Source organism: Labrenzia sp. 011, assembly GCF_003075075.1.
In the GTDB taxonomy this organism is placed as follows: Bacteria; Pseudomonadota; Alphaproteobacteria; order Rhizobiales; family Stappiaceae; genus Roseibium.
The window spans coordinates 12,999-35,971 of the sequence record NZ_QCYM01000018.1 but is presented as its reverse complement, the minus strand read 5'-3'; the positions used below and the strand labels follow the sequence as shown (position 1 = coordinate 35,971).

The following is a 22,973-nucleotide window of genomic DNA, read 5'->3' as shown; positions in this document are numbered from 1 at the left end:
CATGAAAGCGCAAAGCCCTATCGCACTCCACATTCAGGAGCCGATGAAGATCCTGGGCATGCCCCCGCTCCATGCTGCCTTGGTGATGATCGGTGAACTTCTGTGTGCTGCCACTGGCGGGTTTCTGGCCGGGAATGCGGCGGGCTTTGCGCTTGTCGTCCTGACGACGCCGCCAGCCATCGCGTGGATCATTCTGCTTCGCCGGCGAGAGCCGCATTGCGAGTCCCTGCTGCTGCATCCGGCCACGTTCTTCCAGGCGAAGAAAGTCCGCCGCCTGATCGCTGGCTACCCGCTCAAAATCTCCAAAAAGAAGGCCGCTCAATAATGCTGCTTGGCACCTTTTTGACAGGCGCCGCCGCCGTTGGCGCTGCCGCTCTGGTGAGTTCCAGAGGCCGCAAGTACCTGCTTGGCGAAGTCGAGCAGGACTGGCTTGCGAACGAACTGGAATTTGACCAGTTGCTTGCTGACAACCAGACCGTCTCTCTCAAAGACGGGTCTTTCGTGCGCGTCTTTTCTGTGTCCGGTCTCTCCTATGAGACACGCAACATCAGCGAGCAGGAAGCGCTTGCAAGGGGCCGCGCCAGCACGTTCCATCAGTTCTTGGGTGCCGGGTCCTCGCTGCGTGTTTTTGGGATCAAGCGCAGCCGCGATGTGAGCTTTCAGGCTGACTGGCCGTCCGTGACCTTGAAAGAGGTAGGAGAGGCAGAACAGCGGCTTTACCAGAACGCCTATTCGCTTGTCTGGTATCTGGTTCTGACAACGAAAACCTCCGCGGAACTTGAAAAAACGTCTCGTGGCCTGTTGAGCGGGTTCACGGATTATAACATCCGGCCGGTGCCTGCCGCCCAGGAGCATAATCAACCGTGCGAGCTGACACGTGTTCTGAATTATCTGGTCTGCGGCGAGCTGAAGCCTGAGATCGCGCGTCTCAGCGCCGGGATCAGCGCCAACCTTCCGGCCTCCGACATTCACGTTTCGACAGATGGCGCGATCGATACCTTCACACCGCACAAGACGTTCAATCGCGTGATTGCCGTGCGTGGTTGGCCGGAAACGGTTTCCGGCATGTTAGTTTCCCGTCTTCTGGCCCTCAGCGGCGAGATCGAGGTGTGCCAGATTGTCAGGCCACTCGATAACACGAAACAGATCGCGCTTTTTACCCGCCAGATCACCGAGCAGAAGCACAACTATTTCGGGACCGGAGCTGTCCTGGCGGAGCTGGAAGCGGTCAACGAAGATCTGCTCAACAATTCCCGGCAGCTTCAGGAAACGCAATTCCAGATCACGGTGCGGGCCCGCAATGAGTCCGAGCTGGCCTCTCTCATCGATCAGGTTACGTCCATCCTCGATAATGCGCGGATCCGCTATTGCTGCGAGACAGTCGGTGCGGCTATCGCCTGGTTCAATCGAATGCCCGGCCGGGACAAGCTGCTGCGCCCTCTCAAGATCACCGAGAGCAATGTCGCGGCCCTGTGGCCGTTCCAGTTCTCTCCGATCGGTCTGTGGTCGAGCCCGTTCGGCGACCGCCCGGTGCGTCTGTTCAAAACCCCCACGGGCCAGAACTACGCCTTCCAGTTCCATGTTTCTGACAAACCGCAATCGCCGGGCAACTATCTGATGTTCGCCCCGACTGGCGGCGGAAAGTCGACCTTGATCCTTCATTTGCTTGGCGGTCTCGCGAAGTTCCAGGGCGTGCGGAACTACGTCTTCGATTCCAAGGACGGTGCGCGCTTCATGATTGAGGCGTTCGGCGGGATCTATCAGGGCTATCAGGACTTAGCTCTCAATCCTCTCGATATCGATCTGGACGACAAGTCTGCCCGGCACCGGGTGCGGTTGATCCTGCAAGCCATGCTTGGCGAAGCGTTCGATGACGACATGGACGACTATCTTCATGCCGCGCTCGACATGGCCGCCGAGCTGGAACCGGGCTTGCGCACGCTGGATAACATTTATGGTGCGGCCTTCCCGGTTCGCTCGGAGATCCGCCGCGCCTTTGCCAAGTGGGTGAGCGGCGAGGACGGAGCCGAAGGCCAGTTCTCCCACGTCTTCAACGCCCCGCGCGATCAGATCACCGGGTTTCTGCAAAAGTCGTTTCTTGTTGGCATCAACATGAACGAAGCCCTGATGGACCCGGTTCTGGGTCCGCCAGTGGTCGCGCATATCTCCGCTGCGATTTCCGCAGCCGCGAAACAGGGCGACGGCGGTTTTTCCATCTTCATCGATGAGGCGGCGAACCTTTTACGCAACAACGGTTTCCGCTCTGTCGTCCGAGAAATGTATCAGGAATACCGCAAGCTCAACGGGCTTGTCGGTCTGGCCTTTCAGGAGCCGGGTGCGCTGCTGGAGTTCGACGGCGCATCGGCCATGATCGAAAACGCGCAGACCTTGTTCTTTTTGCCGAACTCTCAAGCGAGGCCCGAGAACCTTCAGCCCTTCAATCTGTCGAATGAGCAAATCGCCTTCATCAAAGGCGAAGGCGACATGAAGGGCGGGCGTCAGGTGCTCGTGGTGAAGCGCTTCGAGGCGGCGAATTTCAACGAAAGCACGATTTTGGACGTGGACCTGTCGGGTCTGGGCGAAGCGTTGCGCTTCTACCGGTCAGGGCCTTCCGCGGTCAAGGAACTGGAACAAACCAAGCAGCAATGGGGTGACCAATGGCTCGCAAAACTCTGATTTCCGCTCTGGCCGGGCTTCTGCTGGCCTCTTCCATCGTTGAGCCGGCGCACGCGGCCATGGCCGTCATCGACGTCAAGGGCATTGGCGAGATGCAGAAGCAACTCGCCAACATGAAGGAACAGCTGGGCACTTTGAAAAGCCAGCTGGATACGGCCAAGGAAAGCCTGTCTGTCGTTACCGACCAGTTGAAGGTGGTGCAGGATGTAAAGGGCATTGCCGACGAAACCCTGTCGTCCATAGGCGAGCTCGGCAATCTTTCCATTCCGTCCCTGAACTTCCAGTCGCTGGCGTCCAGTGTCTCCGGGGACATGGCCTGTCTCATTCCTGACTATCATAGGCTCATGCCGTCCATCAAATTTGACGAGGTGGACTTCGGCTCGATCTGCGAGCGCGGCAACGCCTACAAGTCCGGCCTGGTCGCCACTCCGCAATCGCTCACTGCGGGAACTTGGGAAGAAAAGGCCAACGTTCAGAAATCGGTTCATGAGAACCGGATTGCGACGATTACGGATGCTACCGTCAAAGGGCTGGCGCAGTCCGACGAGGCTCATGAGACGGCCGTCAAAACTCTTGAGACTGCCCAGGAATACAAGAGCGCTGGGGAAGGTGCGCAGACGGTCAATGCCCGCCTGCAGGTCTTGATCGAGCTTGAAGTCGCGCAGCTGGTTGCCACGGCACAAACCAATCAGATCCTCGCTCAGATGCTGAAGATCCAGGCATCCGATGCTCTCAACAACGGTGTTCCCGTGATGAGCGAGATCGCCGAAGAGCGCAAATACAACGAAGAGGGAGCCGAATAGCCATGGCAGCTTCCTCCTGCAATATCTGCGAGATTTTCTCCGCGTATCAGGCCCATGCCGATACCACCCTCGGATCCCTCGTAAATGCCGTCCATGGTCCGTTTCAGGCGATCATCTTGAGCCTTGTTGGTGGATGGATTCTCTGGGCTGGCATGCAGGTCTTTCTGGGGACGCTCGACTTCGCGGGCGCGCTCAAACAAGCCATCTTCATGGTGCTCGGTTTTGGGGTCTACAAAGGTGTCGATGGTGGCTTGATCAGTGATGTGTTCGACGCGTGCGTCAATGTCATGGGCGGACTTTCCAGCACCATGATGGATGGCGGTGGAGCCGGTCTCAGCGGACTCGATGCACTGCTGTTGGCCGTCGAGACCGGCATAGGCGGTGTCTTCAACATTGCCACCACGATCATGGGATCGGGAAGCTGGGGCACGCAAATCGTAAACACCTTCTACGGTGTGGCGCTTCTGCTGCCCTACGTCATTCTGCTGGTTCTGTTTCTTGCGCACACGTCGGTCTCACTCTTCCGGCTCACACTCATCCTGGGCGTCTCGCCCTTTCTCATTGGCATGGCTGCCTTCCCGTTCGGTCGTAACCTGATTGGTGCCGGCGTGCGGACGATCATCGGTTCGATCGTCACCATGCTCTGCGTCACGATGGTTTTTTCGCTGGTCATCGCCAGTGTCAAAGGTCTTGGCGTTACCGCTGACGCGGAGGTGGACCCAGAGACTTACATCGACCTGACCAGCGGCAAATTCCTGCTCGCCATGATCATGGGCTGGCTTGGGGCTGCACTGATTTCCGAGGCCGTCAATATTGCCGGACAGGTGTCGAGCTCGGTTCTTGGAACGGTGTCCGCGGGCATCATGTCTGCCGGTGCCATTCGCGGGGCCGCCATTGGTGCCTCGGCCGGTCGAACAGCGGCGGGGGCTGCCGGTAATCTCGGCGACTTCATGCACAGAAAAACCTGGGAATCCTCGCGTTCGGCTCCAGGCGGGATCATCGATTCCAGCGGTTCGTAATCGCCAAGCTCCCCCTTCCTTCCTCTCTCAAAGGGTCTTCTTTCATGAAACACCTCAGACTCGCCCTGTGCCTTGGTTGGCTGGTTTCCGGCTGCGCGCAGGTGGAAATGCCGATTGAACCGGATGGTATCGACAAGATGCGCAAGTCGCCTTGTGCCTGTGCGGAAATCGAATTCGAACCTGGTTCCTTCGAGTGGGTGGAGGCCGCCTGATGGCTTTCATGTCTCTTTCCAGGTCGAGTTCGGCGACGGTTCCGGAGGTCAAGCCGGAGCCAAAGCACGCCAACATCCTGCAAGCGGATCCGTTTGCCTACAAAACCGCTCACCGGCGCATGGCCTGGCTGTTGCGCCTGTCGGTTGGAACGAATGTCGCGCTGGCAATCTGTGTGGTGGCAAGCATCCAGGCCCTTGTGTCGCTGGTACCGCTTAAAGAAACCGAAATCGCGCTTCTGCGTGCCGATCCGAGCGATGACCGGATCTACCGTGTCGAACCGATTTCCATGGAAGTCGATGGCTTCGAGCTGATGCTTGAAAAGCTGGCCCGCCGCTATGTGCGCCAGATCCTCACCATCCATGCCACTACCCAGGACACAAGGTTTGCGGAAGTCCGGACCTATTCCGACGCCGGTTTCTTCAACGACTATCTGTCCACCAACAAGACCGTCATCGAACAGGCGATCGAGGACGGCCTCAACCGCTCTATCACGATCAAGGGCGCCTATCAGGTCGATGCCTATGACGGCGTCTATCTCTATGTCGTCGAGTTTCTTCAGACAGACAGGATCGGCCGCGAACAGCCCAAGCGCCGGCATCTGCGTGCCTTCCTGGAAATGACCCCCCGCCCCCATGACGTGACCGCGGCCGAGCGGTTCGAGAACCCGCTTGGCATTCGCGTGCTCGGCATGTCCATCAAGGAGCAAGCTTCCAAATGATTTTCCGGTTTTCTGTTCTTTTCGCCGCCGTTGCCATCACCAGCGCGGCCCTCGCACAAACGCCGCTCGGACAAGGCCCGGCAACGCCCAGCAGCGCCACCATGCCCACAACCCCGACGCAGCGGGTTGCCGCCGCCAACTCCGTTGTCAATTCCACACTTCCGGTTGGCTCCGTGCCGCAGGCCCAGGCCCAGGCCGCCGGCAACTTCGGCCCCCTCGCCCGTCCTGACAGCATCGGCGGCCAGATTCAGGAAGCCTGGTCGCGCCCGGGCAAAAAGCAGGGGATCCACGTCCAGAACTATTGCGGTGATTGCGTCTACAAGGTCCGCCTGCGGCAATACATGGTCAGCGCCATTCAGTTGCCGAAGGGCGTCAAGATCAAGTCGGCAGACCTCGGCGACAGTTCCCGTTTCGAAGTCAAGAAGCGCTCGGACAATACTCTGGCGGTGAAACCGACCGGGGCCGGTGTCGACAGCTCGATGCTGGTCTACACCGAAGACAGCGATGTCTATTCCTTCTACCTGCGCGCCGAAGGCATCAACTCCAAGTCCGTTCCGGATGTCTCTTTCCGGATCATTGGCCCGCAGAGCGCAGGCATGTCCTTTGTGGAGTTCGACGCCAGGGGCAACCCCTTGCCGAATGGTAACGCCGCCGTTGCGACCCATGGATCTACGGATTTCCTGAAGACAGAAAAATTCGATCCGGCCGCCTTGCGGGGCTGGAACAACTACAAGCTCTGGGGCGACAAGAAGCTGCGTCCGGAACAAGTCTTCCGGGATGATCATTTCACCTACATCCAGTTCGGCGAAAAATGGAACGATCTGGAATTGCCGACCGCCTATGTCGTGGTCGACGGCATTGATGAGCTGGTCAACACCCGCGTCCAGGGCACCACCTTCATTGTCGAAAGCACCCACCGCCTGATCACCCTCAAGTCCGGCCAGTCCTTCATGTGCATCCAGTACACGGGAGGCCAGTGATCATGTCCGTCTGCGAGATCTTGGCAGCGCTCGGCCTGACCTTCGGCGGTGCTTGTGGGCCGGAGCCTGTTCATCCGCGCGGTTTGCCCGCCAGTGATCCGGCCGTCTTCTCTTACGAAAAGCCCGAGCCGCCGAAACCGCCAGTTCAGGCGAAGGTGGTCACCATGCCGCCGGTGATCATCGAAAAGGAGGTCATTCGGGAGGTTGAAAAACCTGTTGTCGAGACGAAAGAAGTCGTCCGGACACAGACGGTCACCCAATACATCGAGCCGCCGAAGGCGGTGCCGCGTCAGCCGACCGAATACGAGCTGATGCTGCAAACGGCTCTCAGAGAGCGGGCAGCTCAGCAGTCGCAGCTTGCGGGCGCGGATATCACGGGGGATTTTTCCGACGCCGGTAACCGCCCCGCTCCGATGAATGCCAATCTGCCCGGGTTCCCACCGCCTGAGGGCATCGATCCCGAGAATGACCGCTATTCGGCGCCGCCGCGTTATTCGACCGGCGCGGTAGACAATACGCGGATCCTGACGGCTGACCGCTACATCACCGGCATCCTGGAAAGCGGCATCAACAGCCAGCTTGCCGACAACGGTTCCGTTGTCGTTCAGGTCAGCCGGGATGTCTATGGCTATCACGGCCGCACCAAGCTCGTGCCGAAGGGCTCGCGGATGATCTGCGAATACGCCTCGGTCGATAAGGTTGGACAGACCCGTGTTGGCTTCTCGTGCAGCCGGATCCTGCTCGGCGAAAGCCGCGCGGAAATCTATCAGCTCAAAGCCCATATTGGCGATGCGCAAGGCTATGCTGGCCTGTCCGGCGAAGTGAACTCCCGCTTCTGGGAGAAATATGGCTCCGCCATCCTGACCACCGGCATCGGCACCGCTGTCGAGGCGGCCGTCTCAGGCTCGCAGAAAATCGATTCCTCGAATTCCAACATTGTCGCCAATGGCCTGTCCGGGGCGAGCGAGAATATTGGAACCATCACTGCTGCCCTCCTGGAGGACACAGTGGATCTCAAACCAGTCATCCGGATAGCCCAGGGCACCCGCGTACAGGTGCGCCCGAAGTTTGACTGGTACCTCGCCGACCCTCCCCAAAATTAAGGAGACTGGAATGCGATACACTCAAATAGTGTCTTGCGGCCTTTTGGCGCTCGTCCTGGCGTCATCCACCGCTCTAACTCAGGCACAGACAGTGCCGGAAGCATCCACCGTCCCGGCCACGTCATCGGTTGCCGGAGAAGGGGAAGTCCTGATCAAGGAAAACCTCTTCACCGTGTCGCCGGCGTTGGAAACGGAATTGTCGTCCGACAACGCCGTACCGGTCCAGCTGCAGTTCAATGCGCAGCCGAATACGGCAGAGGCGGTCGATATCAGCGGCATCACCGCCGAAGGCTTCACCCGCAAAGTCAGCGTCAATGGCGAGGAAATCGCCCAGGTGGTTGTCACCAGGCTCAAGAAAGACACGGATTTTGTTGATCTGGAGGCCGACAACTTCACCAGCCAGTTTGGCGTCGACAGCAATCGGCTTCTGCCGACCACGGCAATTTCCGTCGATGGGGACGAGGCTGAGTTTGTTCAGGCTGTCGCTCAGCTTTCGGCAACAGAGGAAGAGGCCGAGCCAGAAGAAGAGCTCGAAGACAAGGAAAACACCGTCGAGGACGATACAAGCGTTGACGAAGCCGGCGGCAGTGAGAACCCGATTGCAGAAGGCTACGAGACGCCCGAACGGCTTGCTCAGGAAGAAGAAGAGCCGGAAGAAGAACGCGATCCGAACATGACGATCAACGTCTCGACGGAAGGGTGTGAGCCGCAGATCGACTTGGCAAACGGTATCGTGCGCCAGACAGCCAAGACCGAAACGCTCGAGGACGGTATTGTCACTGAGACCGAGGCTTGCTCGCCCAACGGCATTGTCTGGAATATCCAGCGCAATTACGAGACGTGCGAGGATCTGGTTGACGAGGCCGGTCTTGTCGCCCGGCCGCAATATGCCAGCTTTTACAATGACAACAAGGGTGCGCGTTACGACCTGGCCGCCTGTCAGCCGGATCAGTCGATCTCGTTCGCGATTTCGCAATCCAGTGACGATTGCAAACCGGAGGTCGATCTCGATAACGAGCGTGTCACGCTTTTATCACGTCTGACCTATCGGGACCGGACGGGCAAGAACGTTGCAGTCAGCGAGTGCGCGCCCTCGCAGACCGTTTTCGAGATGGAGCGGGAATATGGCTCCTGTTCGGATGCGGTCGATCTGGAAGCGGGCATCGCTCATGCGCAATACACGCTTTCCTACATCGACGAGAAGGCAAGCCGGCAGAAGGTCAGCGAATGCATGCCTGACGAAGAGCAGGCATTCAAGATCGAGGAAAAGCAGAACTGCACGTTCGATTTCGACCTCGACAACGGCCGGGCCATCGTCAACACCTCGCTTCTCTACACCAACGATGACGGGGTTGAAGTCAGCGTGCGCGAATGCGCGCCGTCCGAGACCATTGAACCGATCCAGATGAGAGCCGAGCCGAATGGCTGTTCCATGCAGCATGATTTTGGTGCCGGCGTTTCAACTGAAATGGCGATGTGGACTTATGAGCACGAGGGACAGCTCTTCCAGGCGTCTCCTTGTATCACCACGGATACCGTCTACACGCACGAGCGGGTGTTCGATAAAAACGGCATCGATGTTTGTTCTCCGATTGTTGATCTGGCGAGCGGCCAGGCCGTGCGGCAGTACCGCACTGAAATCACCGTGGACGGAAGATCGGAAATCATCGCGGGCTGCCAGCCGGACGAAGCCAACATGCTCGGCATCTATTCGACCGTGAACGGCTGCGACGATCCCGCATCGTTCGATCACGATCTTGCCGCCGGTGTTTCCTATGGTCTGGAGCGCTACTACTATGACGTTCCGGGCCGGGAGAGAACCTATGTGACCGCCTGCCAGAAGAACGATCAGAAGTTCATCCATTCGGTCAGTCCGAACGGCTGGAAATACATTGACTCTGAACTTCGCGCACAGCAGCTCGTGGACGTTTCGATCAATGTGAACGGCAAGACCTTCGCAATCGCAACGTCCTACCTGCAGCCGGGCACGTCGGCGGTTGGCTATTCCTTCGTCGAAAACCAGGACACGCCGGATTATTCGGCGAAATATTACAACGGGTGCACCGAAATGGTGCCGACCAAGCGCAGCAAGATCTACACCCGTCCGGACGGATCGAGCTATTCAAAGCCTTCGGGAAGCGGAGCGACCATCAACAACGGGGACAAATGCACCCGGACGGTCGAGACCCGCACGCTGAACAACATGAAGATCAACCTGGCGGTGAAGGGCTACGGAGCCACCGTCAAGGACGGCTCGGGAAAGACGTTCGCCGTCAGCAACGGCTGCGGCAGCGGAGGGAAAACCTACTCCGGAAATGGCCCCTACTCGGTGTTGGGCCAGAGCGGCCCGGAAGCCACCTGTAACCATCCGTCCAACAAGGTCATCTTCTACCACCAGAACGATGAGCGGACCAAGGTCACCTATCCGACCGGTGCGGTGACCTACTCGTCCTGGACGACGGTCAGCTGGAGCACCACCGTTACCGGCAGCTAAGGCCCGTATCTCCCGGCGGGGTCCCAAGCAGCGGGCCCCGCCTTTTCCCCCTCGCCTATCGTTTTGAGGTTTGTGGCATCATGTCCAATGTCCTTCTTGAAAAAATTCTCGAGCCCTTGTCCCGGCATTACGCCGCTTCACAGGTTGTCGAAATCCGGACCAGGGAACCGGGCAAGCTGATCGTGGAGCGCCGCGATCTGGAAAACCGCATCGTGGAAGTCGATGAGCCGGCTTTGACCCTTCATCGGGTCAAGACAATCTGCCGGGCGCTGGCGAACATGAAGGGGTTGGAATTCGACCCGTCTGCCAAGCCGCAGCTTTCGACGGTCCTTCCGGGCGGTCATCGTTTTGAATGTCTGCTCGGCAATTCCGTTGTGTCCGGCCTGTCGCTGGCGATCCGTTGCAAACATCCGCACCGGATCACCCTTGAGGACATGGGCCTTACCGCCGACATGATCGACTACCTGAAATCGGCTCTCGATCAGCAGCACAACATCGCGATTTCCGGCTCGACCAACACCGGCAAGACAACGCTCTTGAACAATCTGCTTTCCTATCTGCCGGATGACAGGCGCGTGGTCAGCGCGGAGGATACGCCCGAGCTCGAAGTTGGCCGGTTCTTTAACGGCGTTTCGTTGCTGGCAGCTCGCGATACGGCGCAGGGGGCGGGTCTGAGAACCTGGCAGCAGCTCTACGATCACAAGATGCGTATCTCTCCGGACAATATTCTCTTCGGGGAAATCTCGACCCAGAACGCCTTTGCAGCGCTCAATGTTCTCAATACCGGCGCCCGGGGCTGGATGTGCACGGTGCATGCGGAAAGTGCCGAACTTGTTCCCGCCAGGTTCCAGGAGAACATCAATGCTGCCGGTCAGACCTTGCCGGATGCGGAAGGGTTTATGCGCCGTCTTGTCGATCTGGTGGTGCACATCAAACGCGATCCGAGAGGCCAGCGTTTTATCTCCGATATCTACGAGATGAAAAATGACCGTTACGTGCTGCGCGACCGTCAGGCTATGAGCGTCGAGGCCGCGTGATCCGCCATGCATCTGATGCGCTTGTTTGCCGTACTGGCATTTAGTGCTCTGGTCGGCGTGACGCTGACCGGCTGGTACTACACGCTTGGTTTTGATCCCCTTCAGCCCGCCTGGTGGCAATGGCTTCTGGAATTCTGGCGGCAGGCCCGCGGATTTCCGAATGAAGTTCTTCAGCCGGCCTACGCTGGTTTCGCAGCCTTCCTGATACTGATGCTGATCGGCGCGATCGTCGCTTCTGGCGCCCGGTCGAAAACGATCTTCGGCGGCCGGAAGCAGAAAGACATCCACGGCACGGCTCGTTGGGCAGTCCTCAAGGACGTGAAGGAAAGCGGCCTTTTGTCAGAGACGGGTGTTGTCGTTGGCGGCTGGCCGATGCGGCGAGGCGTCAAGATGCTGCGCCATGATGGCCCGGAACATGTATTGGCTTTTGCCCCTACCCGCTCAGGTAAGGGTGTTGGCCTGGTTTTACCCACCCTGCTCTCCTGGGAAGAATCCGCGCTCGTTCTCGATATCAAGGGTGAGAACTACGCTTTAACCGCTGGCTGGCGCGCAGGCCAGGGTCAGCGGATCTACCGGTTCGACCCGGCAGCTGATCGTGGATCGGTCAAATACAATCCCTTGGCGGAAGTCCGGGTTGGAACCGACCACGAAATCGCTGACTGCCAGAACATTGCCATCATGATCATCGATCCGGACGGCACCGGCCTGAAGGATTTCTGGATGCAGGAAGGCTACGGCTGGCTCTGCACCGCAATCTTGCATGTTCTTTACCGGATCAAAAAATCCGAAAACCGCACCGCGACACTCGCAGACGTGCGCGCGTTCATGTCGATCGGTGATGATGAGGATCCAAAGTCCATCAGCGAACAGGCCGTGGCAGCGGCGGCGAAAGCTGCGTTCGGCCAGAAGCATGGACAGAAAGATGGTGAGGAAGACGACAGTTTCGACCGGCTCCTGAAGGACATGGAGCGCTATGAGCACGGCCGGGAAGTCGTCAATGACGAAGTGCGTCTTGGCGCTGCCCGTATGCGCAAGCGGTCCAGCAACGAGCGTTCTGGCGTTCACTCCACCGGTACGTCTCAGCTTGCGCTTTACAGCGACCCGATTGTGGCCCGCAACATATCGCAATCCGATTTCCGCATCACCGATCTGATGAACGGCGACAAGCCGGCAACCCTTTATATCGTCATCCCGCCTTCCGACATCGCCCGGTTGCGACCCCTGGTGCGGATCCTGCTGAACCAGTTCCTGACCCGCCTCACCTCTCACATGGCCTTCAAGGATGGCCGCTCCGTCAAGCATTATCAGCACCGCATGCTGTTGATGCTCGACGAGTTCACGTCTGTCGGCAAGCTGGAGATTTTCGAAAAGGCGATTGCCTTCATGGCCGGCTATGGGCTGAAGGCATTCGTGATCGTTCAGGACCTCACTCAACTGCAGAAGGCCTATGGCCGGGAACAGTCGATTGTCTCCAACTGTCATGTCCGGATTGCCTACGCGCCGAACACGATGGAGACAGCCCGGGTTCTGTCGGACATGGCCGGCAAGACCACCTTGGTTCAGAAAAAAACCTCGGCCAGCCACACAACCGGGAAAATCGGCACCAACTATTCCGAAACCTTGATGGAGGTGGCCAGGCCGCTTCTGACCCCCGATGAGTGCATGTCGTTGCCGGGGATCCAGGTGGGTAGCGGCGGCAAGGTTACCCGTGCCGGCGACATGCTGATTTTTGTTGCCGGACGTCCGGCCATCTATGGCCGCCAGGTCCTCTATTTCCAGAACGAAGACCTTCAGGCCAGGGCCAAAATCCCGCTCGCCTCCCCCACTTCAATTCCTTCTCTCCCGTCGTCTAATACAAGGGTTTCCTCATGAAGATCAGCACAGCAATCGCACGGCTTGAAGCCGTTCAGCGCCTCTACGGCGATATCGAAATTATCGGCGGCTACCTCACCAACGATTCCCCGCTTCAGCATATCACGGTCATCAACACCGATGGCGTTGAACTCTGGCCGAAGGATACCAGCGCCTACGCCGGACCGGTCGAGGTCGACGGCGTGTTCCTCGACTGACCGCCACAGCAGCTCACGTTTCTACCCCGCTTTCGTTCAAGGAGTTTTCCGCCATGGCAGACAAACAACCCATTCAAAAAACTTACCTGGCCGTTCCCTACGAACAGCGCCAGATCGCAGATGAAGCCGGTGCTCTTTGGGACAAGAAGGCCAAGGCCTGGTTTGTCAAAGGCACGGAGGTTCCGGACACGCTGAAACAGTTCCTGCCGGAAAACCAGCAGGAGCAACCCCGCGAGGATCCGCGCACAGCCTTTGCTAACTTCCTGCGTGACAACGGTGCCAAGCTGCAAGGCCTGCCGGAGATGGACGGGAAGTGGCACCGCATAGCGCTCGCCGGCGATGGCAAGGAAACCAACGCCAGTTATCGCGGCTTTCTGGATGGTGTTCCGAACGGCCAGTTCAAGAACTTCAAGGGCGATGAAGTTCCCTTGCAGTGGATCTCCAAAGGGGACGGCCTGACACAGCAAGAAAAGCATCGCCTTGTCGCCGAAGCCGCTCAGAACCGGGAGGACCGCGAGCGTGAGCGGGCCAAGGAACAGGAAACGACAGCCAAACGGGCCTTTGGAATCTGGACCAACCTGAAGTCCTGGGCCACTCCTGATAATTGCCCGTACCTCGCCCGGAAGACTGTTCGCGGCTATGGCGTGAAAGTGGCCGACGATGGCCGGATGGTCGTGCCGCTGCGCGACGAAAACGGCCGCATCTGGTCGCTGCAGTTTGTTGGCGATGATAAAATCTACCTGAAAAATGGCCGAAAAGACGGGCTTTTTCACACGATTGACCCGGGCAAGGATCTGGAAAGCGGCCGAGACAAAGGCGACAAACTGACCATCGTTATCGGCGAGGGCTACGCCACCGGCGCGGATGTTCATAAGGCGACAAACCTGCCGACCGCTATTGCCTTTGACGGTGACAACCTGGTGGCCACCGCGAAGGCTGTTCGCGAGAAATTCCCGAAAGCAAATCTTCTGATCGCGGCCGATGACGATCATCATTTGCCAAACAGAAATCCGCCCCTGCCCAACAAGGGCCTGAAGTGCGCGCAGCGCGCCGCCGAGGCGGTTGGCGGCAAGGTGCTGGCTCCGAGTTTTACGCCAGCCGAAAAGGAGCGCGGGGCAACTGATTGGAACGACCTGAAACAGTTCCGCGGTGAAAAAGGCCTGCTCACGGCGCTGCGCGATTCCTTCGTGCAAATGCAGCGGGAACAGGCGCGCGGTTTAGGCAAGGAAAAAGGGCTCGGGCGCGAGCTGGAGAGGTCACGGTGAAAAAAACACGGCGTATCCAGCTCATCACTTACCTCAATCCTGAGATTCACGAGCGGATCACAAGCCATGCGAAACGGACACACATGTCCGTTTCCAAGGTTGCCGAACGCATACTTGAAACCGGGAAATTCCCGGACCGGTCGAAAGACCAAATGATTTTGCATCTGTTGTCCGTGAACGCAGACCAGGCGCGTTTGGGCAACCTGCTCTTGAAAGGCTTGAACGAGACCGTTGACGGTCACGTCAGCCGTCAGATGCAAACGCTTCTGGGCGAGATTCGCCATACGCAGGCCGAGATTAAAGCTCGGATTGCGGAGCTCCAATCATGATCGCCAAGAAAACTGCGATGAAACGATCCTTGGGTGCCAAGTCCCTCGCCAAATACATCGCCAGTGCAAAGGAGAAGGGTGAAAAGCTCGATCAGTTTTGGCTTTCCAACTGCAAGGCCGGCGACGGCATCGATGACCTGGACACGGCCATCGCGGAGATCCGGGCGACGCAAGGCTTGAATTCTCGCAGCAAGTCAGATCCGAACTACCACTTGGTGGTGTCATTTGCCGAAGGTGAAAAACCCGACATCGATGTTCTGAAGGATATCGAACAGGAGTTCGCCAGGGCCCTCGGCCTGGAAGATCATCAGCGCGTGGTCGGCACCCACATCAACACCGAAAACTTCCACATGCATATCCAGTTCAATCTTGTGCATCCGGAAACCTTCCGGATGCACACCCCATTCCGCGATTTCCAGATCCTGCAAAAGACCGCGGCCGAGCTGGAAAAGAAACACGGCCTGGAGGTGGTCCAGGGCCGCGGCCCGGATAAAGACCGTATGCACAACGAACGCGACAACCAGAAGGCCCGGGACAAGGAGGCCAACTCCTGGGAGCAATCCTTCTCCGGATACCTCAAGGAACACCGCGACGCCCTGCTGGAGGTCCACCACCGATCCAATTCCTGGGAGGAGCTGCATGACGGGTTCGCGCTCTATGATGTGGAGCTTCGAAAACGCGGCAACGGTTTTGTCTTCCGGGACAAGAGGACCGGGACGATGGAAAAAGCCAGCAGCGTTGACCGTGAGCTCTCCCGGAAAAAGCTGGAAGAGAAATACGGCCCGTTCCAACCCGACAAGAACCGCGGCAACCGGAAGCCTGAGGAAAAATACCGCCGCCGTCCGCTCGATCCACGCCTTGAACATCATCCGGCCTGGAAACGCATGACAGGCGGTCAGAACGGAAAACGCCTATCGTGGCGCCGGTTTCTGGAGCAACAGGCCGGTGTCGATGCCGAAGCCCGCGAAGCGCTCGAGCTGCAGAAATCCTATTTGCAAATCATCTCCGGGAAGGATCCGAAGAAGATCAAAACCCGGCAGATCAGACCCCGGAAATCGAAAGGTCTGTCTCGGTGAGCGCAGTCGTTTGCCGCATCGGCCGCACTATGCACCATTGGGGAATATTGAACCGCTCTTGAATGCCGCTCAAAATGACGCTATATTACGTCAGTAATAACGGCATATACGTGGAGCAATGTCATGGATCTCGCAGCCTATTCGGATCATGGACTGTTCGCGCCGAACAAGATTGCCAGGGCCTTTCGTACGACAAGCGAGGAAATCGCGCGCACAGTTGGTCTTGGCAAGGATGCGGTGCAACGCAAAGATCGGGTGTGTTCCGACAAGACACAGCGTCGCCTGCGCGAAATGGTGGAGATCGTCAACAAGGTCGAACCGCGCTTCGGTTCCGCCCTGATGGCCTATGCCTGGTTTCGTTCCGAGCCGCTGCCAGGATTTTCCGGGCAGACAGCCATGCAACTGGTGCGAGATGGACGGGCCGAAGAGGTGCTTGACTTCATTGATGCCGTCGACGCCGGGGTTCACGCCTGACCGTGACGTACACCTATTCCGGAAAACTCTATCGAGCGCTCAATCCGGTCTATGCGCGGGAACCGCTGTCAGGGCGCGGCGCCGCACTCTATGGCGGCCGGTTCAATCCCAAGGGTGTGCCCGCGCTGTATGCATCAATATCGGTACTGACTGCCTTGCGGGAAGCCAATCAGGTTGGCGATTTGCAGCCGACGACGCTCGTTTGCTATCGCGCCGAAATCGAGATGGTCTTCGATACCAGCGACACGACTGCACTCCGCACGGCGGGTTTTGATGAGCTTGCTCTGGCCGATCAGACCTGGCGCGATCAGATGAGGACGACGGGCGAGGCGCGGACGCAGCGGTTCGCGCGTGAGCTGATTGCAAATGGCTACAACGGGCTGCGTGTGCGAAGTTTCGTCAAGGGATCTGGCCCGGGTGACATGAATCTGGTGCTTTGGAGATGGGGCACGAATGCCCCTTCGCGGCTGGAACTGATCGATGACGAAGATCGGTTGTCCTGAGCGACAGAAGCCCAAGTTGAATTGTGGATATTGGACGATTCTGCGACAGACGGCGTTATGTTTGTGCGGCATGCTGGACCAATCAAGCCATTTTCGGTCCCCGCCGCATAGACGCAAAACGTTGAAATCTTATCCCTGCACCAACGCCTCAGAGACATTGTTGCCCCAAATTGAGGAGTGAGCGATGTCCCCGAAGACAAAGTTCGCGCGCGACACGTCCACCTATTTGAAGTCGTCACGCTCGATATCGACAATCGGCTTGTGAACCCGGATGGTTTCGATTTTCTCGCCGGGGCGCATGATGCCGATGACGGTTTCGATGTCGGGACATCCGTAGTCCCGACAGGCAAGTTCGCTCACCGCCACCACCACATCGTCGCCCAGCCCATGGCGCATACGCACCCATTCCTTGATCTGCGAGGCTTTCTCGGGAAGATATCGGCTCGGTGCAAACGGATTCATGAACTTCTTCATGCTTGTCCCGATGGGCTGATTGAGTTCCTGAGACCCCGGTTTGCGACCATCAGCTTCAGGCCTGCGCATTCATAATCGCGATGGGGACGGGCTCTACCCGGCATTTCATGAAGCCGTCCTCGATAATGTCCTTTGGCAGGTTACGGCCAATGAATACAAGGCGGCTGACGCGCGGCTCGTCGTCCTTCCAGGGCCTCTGGTGGTCTCCCTCCAGAAGCATATGGACAGCCTGGACAACGAAACGGTCATTGTCATCCTTGAACGAAAGAATGCCTTTCATCCGCAGGATGTCCATGCCGTATTGCTGCGTTATCATCTGAACCCACGGCAGAATCTTCTGCGGGTCGAGGGGCTCTTCACTGACCAGGGAAAAGCTGGTGACATGACCGTCGTGGTGATGATGGTGGTGGCCGTCAAGGAAGTCCGGCTCCACTTCAAGAATACGATCGAGATCGAAGGCATTGCGATTGAGTATCTGATCGAGGGGGACATCGCAGCGCGTAGACCGCCTGATGGCGGCAGTCGGATTGATCTTGCGAATCCGGCTTTCAACGGAAGCCAGTTCCTCTGGCGTCACCAGATCCGTCTTGTTGAGGATAACGATATCGGCGAAGGCCAGTTGTTCCTGCGCCTCATGGGCCTGATCGATTTCTCCAAGCAAGTGCCTGGCATCAACGACGGTAACGATGGCATCGAGTTTGGTCTTGCGGCGCACGTCGTCGTCAACGAAGAATGTCTGCGCCACCGGAGCAGGATCTGCCAGGCCGGTTGTCTCGATCAGGATTGCATCGAATGCCCCCGTGCGACGCATCAGGCCTTCTATGATACGGATCAGGTCGCCCCGGACCGTACAGCAGATGCAGCCGTTGTTCATTTCGAACACTTCTTCCTCGGCCCCGACAATCAGATCGTTGTCAATGCCGACTTCGCCGAACTCATTGACGATCACGGCATACCGTTTGCCGTGGTTTTCTGTAAGAATCCGGTTTAGCAGAGTGGTTTTTCCGGCACCCAGATAGCCGGTCAAAACGGTCACGGGTGTAGGCACGGCGGTTTCAGCGGGCATCAAGAGTTCTCCATTTTGCGCGTCTCGTCGCGTTTCGGACGGGTAACTGCGGCGTGGAACAGGTTTTTCAGGCCTGAACCGAGGTCGGTGAAGCGCCGGTAGACACGAGACGGCTGGTTGTCCAACGCGGCAACGAAAAGTTTTTGCACCGGTTCGGGATCAATGCCGTCGGTGATGAAAACCAGCCGCGTGCGGTGATCCTCATTCGGCCAGGCGTGGAGCTTCCGGGGGGGATGAACCATATGCTGAACCGCATGCACGACATGCGGATGGGTGAGATCGTCCGAGAGGCTGACAATTCCCTTCACGCGCAGCAGGCGCGGTCCTGCGGCGGCCGATACCAGCCCCATGAATTTCCGGAACGCTGCGGGCACGACCGGCTCCTCCCGGATCAACGTGAAGGTCCTGATGCGATCGCCATGCCGGTCAACAGCTTGCTGCCCGGCGCCGGTCTGTCCATGGGCCCGGGGCTTTTCTGCGCGAACCGCTTCTTCAAGGGCCAGCCATGCGATGACGTCATCGCCGAGCGATGCGGGTACATAGGCACGTGCCTGGAAGAGCATCGACGGATTGAAATCGGACGTTTTGCCGTCGAAAATCTGTGCGGCAGGGTTCGCGTTGGCGAGTTTTGTCCTGAACAGGGCGACACCTTCGGTCGAGCCCCCATCGCGCACAAGGTCTGTCTTGGTCATCAGCAGCCGGTCAGCGAAAGCGATCTGCTTCATCGCCTCGAAATGGTTGTCGATTGCGGCTTCCCCCGTTTCAATATCGACAAGCGTCACGACCCCGGCGAGCGCGAAATTGCGGGCGACGACATGATCGCGCAATCCGACAGCAGGCGAACCACCGGGGATGAGGTCGTTTATCAGTGGAGCGGGATCGGCAAGTCCCGTCGTTTCGACGATGACACGCCTGAGGGCGATTTCGCCTTTTTCCGCCAGGGTCTGGAGCTCATAAAGGGTCGTGCGGATGTCGCTGCCGGCGGTGCAGCACATGCATCCGGTTGTCGAACGTACGACCTGGGTTTTACCTGCGCGGACGAGATCGTGGTCGATCGCAACGTCGCCGAACTCATTGATGACGACAGCGGTGTCTGCAAATTCCGGATCCGACAACAACCGATTGAGAAGAGTCGACTTGCCCGCCCCGAGGAAACCGGTCAACAGGAAGACTGGCGTGCTATCCATTTGAACAGGCCTCGCACACACCCGACAGCTCGACCGTCGTCGACGTTGTCCGGAACCCCTGTTTGCAGGCAAGCCTGCCTAACAGCCTCCCGAGAGCGGTGTCATGAATCTCCTCCGTCCGCCCGCATTTCACACATATGGTGAAAGCGGCCCCCTCGTGACTGGCGGCTTCGCAGTGGGTGCACAAGGCAAAGGCGCTCAGGCTTTCGATTTTATGGACAAGGCCTTCGTCAATGAGCTGGTCAAGGGCCCGATACACCTGGAGAGGCGCCTTTAACCCTTGTCCGCGCAACACGGCAAGAAGCTGATAGGCGGTCATCGGCCTGTCGGAACCGGCCAGAACCTCAAAAACCAGCTGGCTGTTCCGGCCGCCTTTTCGCTCATCCATTTCCTTACGGGCAGTTTGTTGCATGGAAGCGCCGCGATAGTAATGATATAACATTATTGTTGACGAATGTAATAACATAACATACTGGTTCGTCAAGCCGGATCGACGGTGAGCCACAGGAGTTTGCCGATGCCGGCCTGCGTGACATTCGAGGATCTGACCCTGGGCTATAACAGCCATCCGGCGGTGCATCACTTGAATGGGGTGGTGCAAAAAGGGTCGCTCACGGCTGTCGTCGGCGCCAATGGTTCCGGAAAATCGACCTTGATGAAGGGAATAGTCGGCATCCTGAAGCCGATGTCGGGACGTTGCGCCATTTCCGCGGACATCACGGTGGCCTACTTGCCGCAACAGTCCGAGCTTGACCGTACTTTTCCCGCGCGGGTCATCGACCTGGTCTCACTTGGGTTGTGGCCGCGCCGGGGCCTGCTCGGCCGCCACCGGAAGGAAGATCGCGCCGCAGTTGCCGAAGCCCTGTCCGCGGTCGGGCTGGAAGGCTTCGAGACGCGGGCGATCGACACGCTGTCCGGCGGCCAGTTGCAACGCGCGCTGTTTGCCAGAGTTCTGGTGCAGAACGCAAACCTGATCCTTCTGGATGAACCGTTCAACGCGATAGACGCCAAGACGGTTGCGGATCTGGTCGAGCTGATCAAGCGTTGGCACGGTGAAGACCGAACGGTTCTCGTCGTCGTACATGACCTTGACCTGGTGCGTGAACATTTTCCCCACGCTCTGCTTCTTGCCCGCGGCCCGGTTGCCTGGGGCAACGCGCGCAAAACCCTTTCATCGGAAAATCTGCTGCGCGCACGCCAGTTCCACGAGGCATGGGACGAGGATGCGCCGTGGTGCGGCTCCAGAGATGTTTACCGGCACGATCATGCCGGTCACAGACAGGGCGTTGCCTGATGTCCCTGTATGACTGGTTCATCGCTCCCTTCACGGAATTTGTATTCATGCAACGCGCTTTGCTCGGGGCAACGCTCCTGTCGATAAGCGCGTGTCCCGTCGGCGTCTTTCTCATGCTTCGCCGCATGAGTCTCACCGGCGATGCGATGGCCCATGCCCTGCTGCCCGGCGCGGCGGTTGGCTTCCTGCTTTATGGTCTCGAAATCGTGCCGATGACACTCGGCGGATTGTTCGCCGGCATAATCGTTGCTCTTTGCGCCGGCGCGGTATCGCGCATGACGATCCAGAAGGAAGATGCCTCCATGGCAGCTTTCTATCTGATTTCGCTCGCTTTCGGGGTGCTCATCGTATCTCTCCGCGGCTCCAACGTCGACCTGATGCATGTGCTCTTTGGCAGTGTGCTCGCCCTCAACGACGAGGCACTGGGTCTGATCGGCGGGATATCCTTCGCGACCCTGGCGGCATTGACATTGTTCTGGCGGGCCCTTGTCGCGGAATGCCTCGACCCGCTCTTCCTGCGTTCGGTTTCCCGTCTCGGGCCACCGGTGCATTTCGTTTTCCTGGGGCTCGTTGTGCTCAACCTCGTGGGAGGGTTTCAGGCCCTTGGCACGCTTTTGTCTGTCGGCCTGATGATGGTCCCGGCCGCCGCCGCCCGCTTCTGGACAATCCGCGTCCTGCCGATGTGCCTGCTCGCGGTTGGTTTCGGCATCGCCTCATGCGTATCCGGCCTGCTGATGTCCTATCACGCCTCTCTTCCCTCCGGCCCGGCGATCATCCTGTCGGCCGGTGCAATCTACATCGTATCGATCTTCACGGGACCGCGCGGTCTTTTCGCCACGCGCCTGCAGTCCAAATCCCACCGAACCGCTTGAATGAAACGGAGTACCCTTATGCCTAGATTGCTGATGCTTGCCACTGCCGTGAGTGCCTTCGCACTGTTCCCCGCGACACTTGCAACCGCGAGCGCCGAAACTCTGAAGGTCGTTGCCAGTTTTTCGATCATCGCCGACTTTGCCAGGAATGTGGGTGGTGACAGGGTCGAGATCACAACCCTCGTCGGCCCCAATGGCGACGCCCATGTTTACGAACCGCGCCCTGCCGACGCGGCAGCTGTCGCCGGTGCCGACATCGTGCTGGTCAACGGCCTGCAGTTCGAGGGGTTTCTCCAGCGCCTTGTGGAAGCAAGTGGCACAAAGGCTCCGATCGTCGAACTGACTAAGGGCGGCGAAGTGCTGCGCAGTGCAGACGACGATCATGATCACGGTCATGCCGGCGAAGAGGGGCACGACCATGACAAGGAAGAAGAACACGGTCATGATGAGCATGACCACGACGAACATGACCATGAGGCAGAGCATGCCCACGCCGACGGACACGGCCATCATGATCACGGCGAGTTCGATCCGCATGCATGGCAATCGGTGCACAATGCCGAAGTCTATGTAAAGAACATCGCTGACGCCTTTTGTGAAGCCGACGCTGCGGGCTGCGGTACCTATATGGCCAATGCGGAAGCCTACGCAGAAGAGCTCGAGGCTCTTGAAGGCACGATCAAAGCGGCGGTCGCGGATATTCCGGAAGACAAGCGTACGATCATCACATCCCATGATGCCTTCCGCTATTTCGAACACGAATACGGTTTGAAGTTCCTCGCCCCCGAAGGCGTATCGACGGAGTCGGAAGCCTCGGCGGCTGATGTGGCGGCACTCATCAGGCAGGTCAGGGAAGATCAGGCCTCGGCCATCTTCGTGGAAAACATCACCAATCCACGGCTGATCGAGCAGATCGCCAGCGAAACGGGACTGAAAATCGGCGGCACGCTTTACTCGGATGCCCTGTCAGACGGGACGGGTCCCGCCGCGACCTACATCGAGATGATGCAGCACAACACGGACACCATCACAAAAGCGATCAGCGCGGACTGAATTGGTCCCTACCCGGGCTGACGGCTCATTCCTTCAGCCATTCGCGAAACAGAATTACAACGGAGAAAATAAATGCTGCGGCAACTCGCTTTCGGTATGGGCATGGCCGTCATCCTGTCGGGCCCCGGTGTGGCCCAGGATAAGCCTGACGACCATGAAGACGTGACGCTTTACCGTGTTTTCGTCGGTGACCATAGCGCCCCCAGGATCACCGCTTTCGATCTGGACAATCCGGACAAGCGCTGGACTTTCGAGACCACAGGCCAGA

At 58.4% G+C, this 22,973-nt stretch carries 24 protein-coding genes; 20 read left to right on the top strand and 4 right to left on the bottom strand.

Annotated elements, in window-relative coordinates; genetic code table 11:
• Position 1: 1 nt before the first annotated feature.
• From DCO57_RS17325 to DCO57_RS17250, 17 genes are all read left to right on the top strand, one after another.
• Entirely contained in the window at positions 2 to 325 is a 324-nt protein-coding gene (locus DCO57_RS17325) for a hypothetical protein (protein WP_103225583.1), read from the top strand.
• Positions 325 to 2,676, top strand: a complete 2,352-nt coding sequence (locus DCO57_RS17320; protein ID WP_116700167.1) for a VirB4 family type IV secretion system protein — start codon at positions 325 to 327, stop codon at positions 2,674 to 2,676. Before DCO57_RS17325 ends, DCO57_RS17320 begins: the two co-directional genes overlap by 1 nt.
• Complete coding sequence (locus DCO57_RS17315) at positions 2,658 to 3,479, top strand: hypothetical protein (RefSeq protein WP_116700166.1); 822 nt, start codon at positions 2,658 to 2,660, stop codon at positions 3,477 to 3,479. The genes DCO57_RS17320 and DCO57_RS17315 overlap by 19 nt, the downstream gene beginning before the upstream one ends.
• A gap of 2 nt (positions 3,480 to 3,481) precedes the next feature.
• Entirely contained in the window at positions 3,482 to 4,498 is a 1,017-nt protein-coding gene (locus DCO57_RS17310; RefSeq protein WP_116700165.1) for a type IV secretion system protein, read from the top strand.
• A 44-nt stretch (positions 4,499 to 4,542) separates the two neighbouring features.
• On the top strand, positions 4,543 to 4,710 hold the full coding sequence (locus tag DCO57_RS23580; protein ID WP_165814777.1) for a hypothetical protein: 168 nt from the start codon (positions 4,543 to 4,545) through the stop codon (positions 4,708 to 4,710).
• Positions 4,710 to 5,429, top strand: a complete 720-nt coding sequence (locus DCO57_RS17305) for a VirB8/TrbF family protein (protein WP_116700164.1) — start codon at positions 4,710 to 4,712, stop codon at positions 5,427 to 5,429. Before DCO57_RS23580 ends, DCO57_RS17305 begins: the two co-directional genes overlap by 1 nt.
• Entirely contained in the window at positions 5,426 to 6,409 is a 984-nt protein-coding gene (locus tag DCO57_RS17300; protein ID WP_116700163.1) for a TrbG/VirB9 family P-type conjugative transfer protein, read from the top strand. The genes DCO57_RS17305 and DCO57_RS17300 overlap by 4 nt, the downstream gene beginning before the upstream one ends.
• A gap of 2 nt (positions 6,410 to 6,411) precedes the next feature.
• Complete coding sequence (locus DCO57_RS17295; RefSeq protein WP_116700162.1) at positions 6,412 to 7,512, top strand: TrbI/VirB10 family protein; 1,101 nt, start codon at positions 6,412 to 6,414, stop codon at positions 7,510 to 7,512.
• Positions 7,513 to 7,603: 91 nt separating this feature from the next.
• Positions 7,604 to 10,006 carry a hypothetical protein gene (locus DCO57_RS17290; protein ID WP_116700161.1) on the top strand — a complete coding sequence of 801 codons (2,403 nt, stop codon included), beginning with the start codon at positions 7,604 to 7,606 and terminating at the stop codon, positions 10,004 to 10,006.
• An 80-nt stretch (positions 10,007 to 10,086) separates the two neighbouring features.
• Positions 10,087 to 11,043, top strand: coding sequence for a CpaF/VirB11 family protein (locus DCO57_RS17285; RefSeq protein WP_116700160.1), 957 nt, complete (start codon positions 10,087 to 10,089; stop codon positions 11,041 to 11,043).
• Positions 11,044 to 11,049: 6 nt separating this feature from the next.
• Positions 11,050 to 12,915, top strand: a complete 1,866-nt coding sequence (locus DCO57_RS17280) for a type IV secretory system conjugative DNA transfer family protein (protein ID WP_116700159.1) — start codon at positions 11,050 to 11,052, stop codon at positions 12,913 to 12,915.
• The gene (locus tag DCO57_RS17275) at positions 12,912 to 13,112 is read left to right on the top strand and encodes a hypothetical protein (protein ID WP_116700158.1); all 201 of its coding nucleotides are present in this window, start codon (positions 12,912 to 12,914) and stop codon (positions 13,110 to 13,112) included. The genes DCO57_RS17280 and DCO57_RS17275 overlap by 4 nt, the downstream gene beginning before the upstream one ends.
• 53 nt (positions 13,113 to 13,165) lie before the next feature.
• Complete coding sequence (locus DCO57_RS17270; RefSeq protein WP_116700157.1) at positions 13,166 to 14,377, top strand: DUF5710 domain-containing protein; 1,212 nt, start codon at positions 13,166 to 13,168, stop codon at positions 14,375 to 14,377.
• The gene (locus DCO57_RS17265) at positions 14,374 to 14,706 is read left to right on the top strand and encodes a hypothetical protein (protein ID WP_116700156.1); all 333 of its coding nucleotides are present in this window, start codon (positions 14,374 to 14,376) and stop codon (positions 14,704 to 14,706) included. Before DCO57_RS17270 ends, DCO57_RS17265 begins: the two co-directional genes overlap by 4 nt.
• Before the next feature lie 17 nt (positions 14,707 to 14,723).
• Positions 14,724 to 15,782, top strand: a complete 1,059-nt coding sequence (gene traI / locus DCO57_RS17260) for a TraI/MobA(P) family conjugative relaxase (RefSeq protein ID WP_165814776.1) — start codon at positions 14,724 to 14,726, stop codon at positions 15,780 to 15,782.
• Positions 15,783 to 15,905: 123 nt separating this feature from the next.
• Entirely contained in the window at positions 15,906 to 16,256 is a 351-nt protein-coding gene (locus tag DCO57_RS17255; RefSeq protein ID WP_116700154.1) for an MbcA/ParS/Xre antitoxin family protein, read from the top strand.
• A 2-nt stretch (positions 16,257 to 16,258) separates the two neighbouring features.
• The gene (locus DCO57_RS17250) at positions 16,259 to 16,759 is read left to right on the top strand and encodes an RES family NAD+ phosphorylase (RefSeq protein WP_116700153.1); all 501 of its coding nucleotides are present in this window, start codon (positions 16,259 to 16,261) and stop codon (positions 16,757 to 16,759) included.
• A gap of 222 nt (positions 16,760 to 16,981) precedes the next feature.
• On the opposite strand, the gene DCO57_RS17245 is transcribed toward DCO57_RS17250, so the two are convergent.
• The 4 genes from DCO57_RS17245 to DCO57_RS17230 form a co-directional block, all read right to left on the bottom strand.
• Positions 16,982 to 17,221 (bottom strand): nitrate reductase, encoded by a 240-nt coding sequence (locus DCO57_RS17245; protein ID WP_244287965.1) that lies wholly within the window; start codon positions 17,219 to 17,221, stop codon positions 16,982 to 16,984.
• A gap of 67 nt (positions 17,222 to 17,288) precedes the next feature.
• Positions 17,289 to 18,299, bottom strand: coding sequence for a GTP-binding protein (locus DCO57_RS17240; protein WP_116700152.1), 1,011 nt, complete (start codon positions 18,297 to 18,299; stop codon positions 17,289 to 17,291).
• The gene (locus tag DCO57_RS17235) at positions 18,299 to 19,486 is read right to left on the bottom strand and encodes a GTP-binding protein (protein WP_116700151.1); all 1,188 of its coding nucleotides are present in this window, start codon (positions 19,484 to 19,486) and stop codon (positions 18,299 to 18,301) included. Before DCO57_RS17235 ends, DCO57_RS17240 begins: the two co-directional genes overlap by 1 nt.
• The gene (locus tag DCO57_RS17230; RefSeq protein WP_244287964.1) at positions 19,479 to 19,898 is read right to left on the bottom strand and encodes a Fur family transcriptional regulator; all 420 of its coding nucleotides are present in this window, start codon (positions 19,896 to 19,898) and stop codon (positions 19,479 to 19,481) included. The genes DCO57_RS17235 and DCO57_RS17230 overlap by 8 nt, the downstream gene beginning before the upstream one ends.
• A gap of 105 nt (positions 19,899 to 20,003) precedes the next feature.
• Between DCO57_RS17230 and aztA the strand changes: the two genes are divergently transcribed.
• From aztA to aztC, 3 genes are read left to right on the top strand one after another with little or no spacing between them, the layout of a single operon-like run.
• Positions 20,004 to 20,780 carry a zinc ABC transporter ATP-binding protein AztA gene (gene aztA, locus DCO57_RS17225; RefSeq protein ID WP_116700150.1) on the top strand — a complete coding sequence of 259 codons (777 nt, stop codon included), beginning with the start codon at positions 20,004 to 20,006 and terminating at the stop codon, positions 20,778 to 20,780.
• Positions 20,780 to 21,652, top strand: coding sequence for a zinc ABC transporter permease AztB (gene aztB / locus DCO57_RS17220; protein ID WP_116700149.1), 873 nt, complete (start codon positions 20,780 to 20,782; stop codon positions 21,650 to 21,652). The genes aztA and aztB overlap by 1 nt, the downstream gene beginning before the upstream one ends.
• A gap of 18 nt (positions 21,653 to 21,670) precedes the next feature.
• Positions 21,671 to 22,705: a zinc ABC transporter substrate-binding protein AztC gene (gene aztC / locus DCO57_RS17215; RefSeq protein WP_116700148.1), complete on the top strand. Its 1,035-nt coding sequence runs from the start codon at positions 21,671 to 21,673 to the stop codon at positions 22,703 to 22,705.
• Positions 22,706 to 22,973 lie beyond the last annotated feature (268 nt).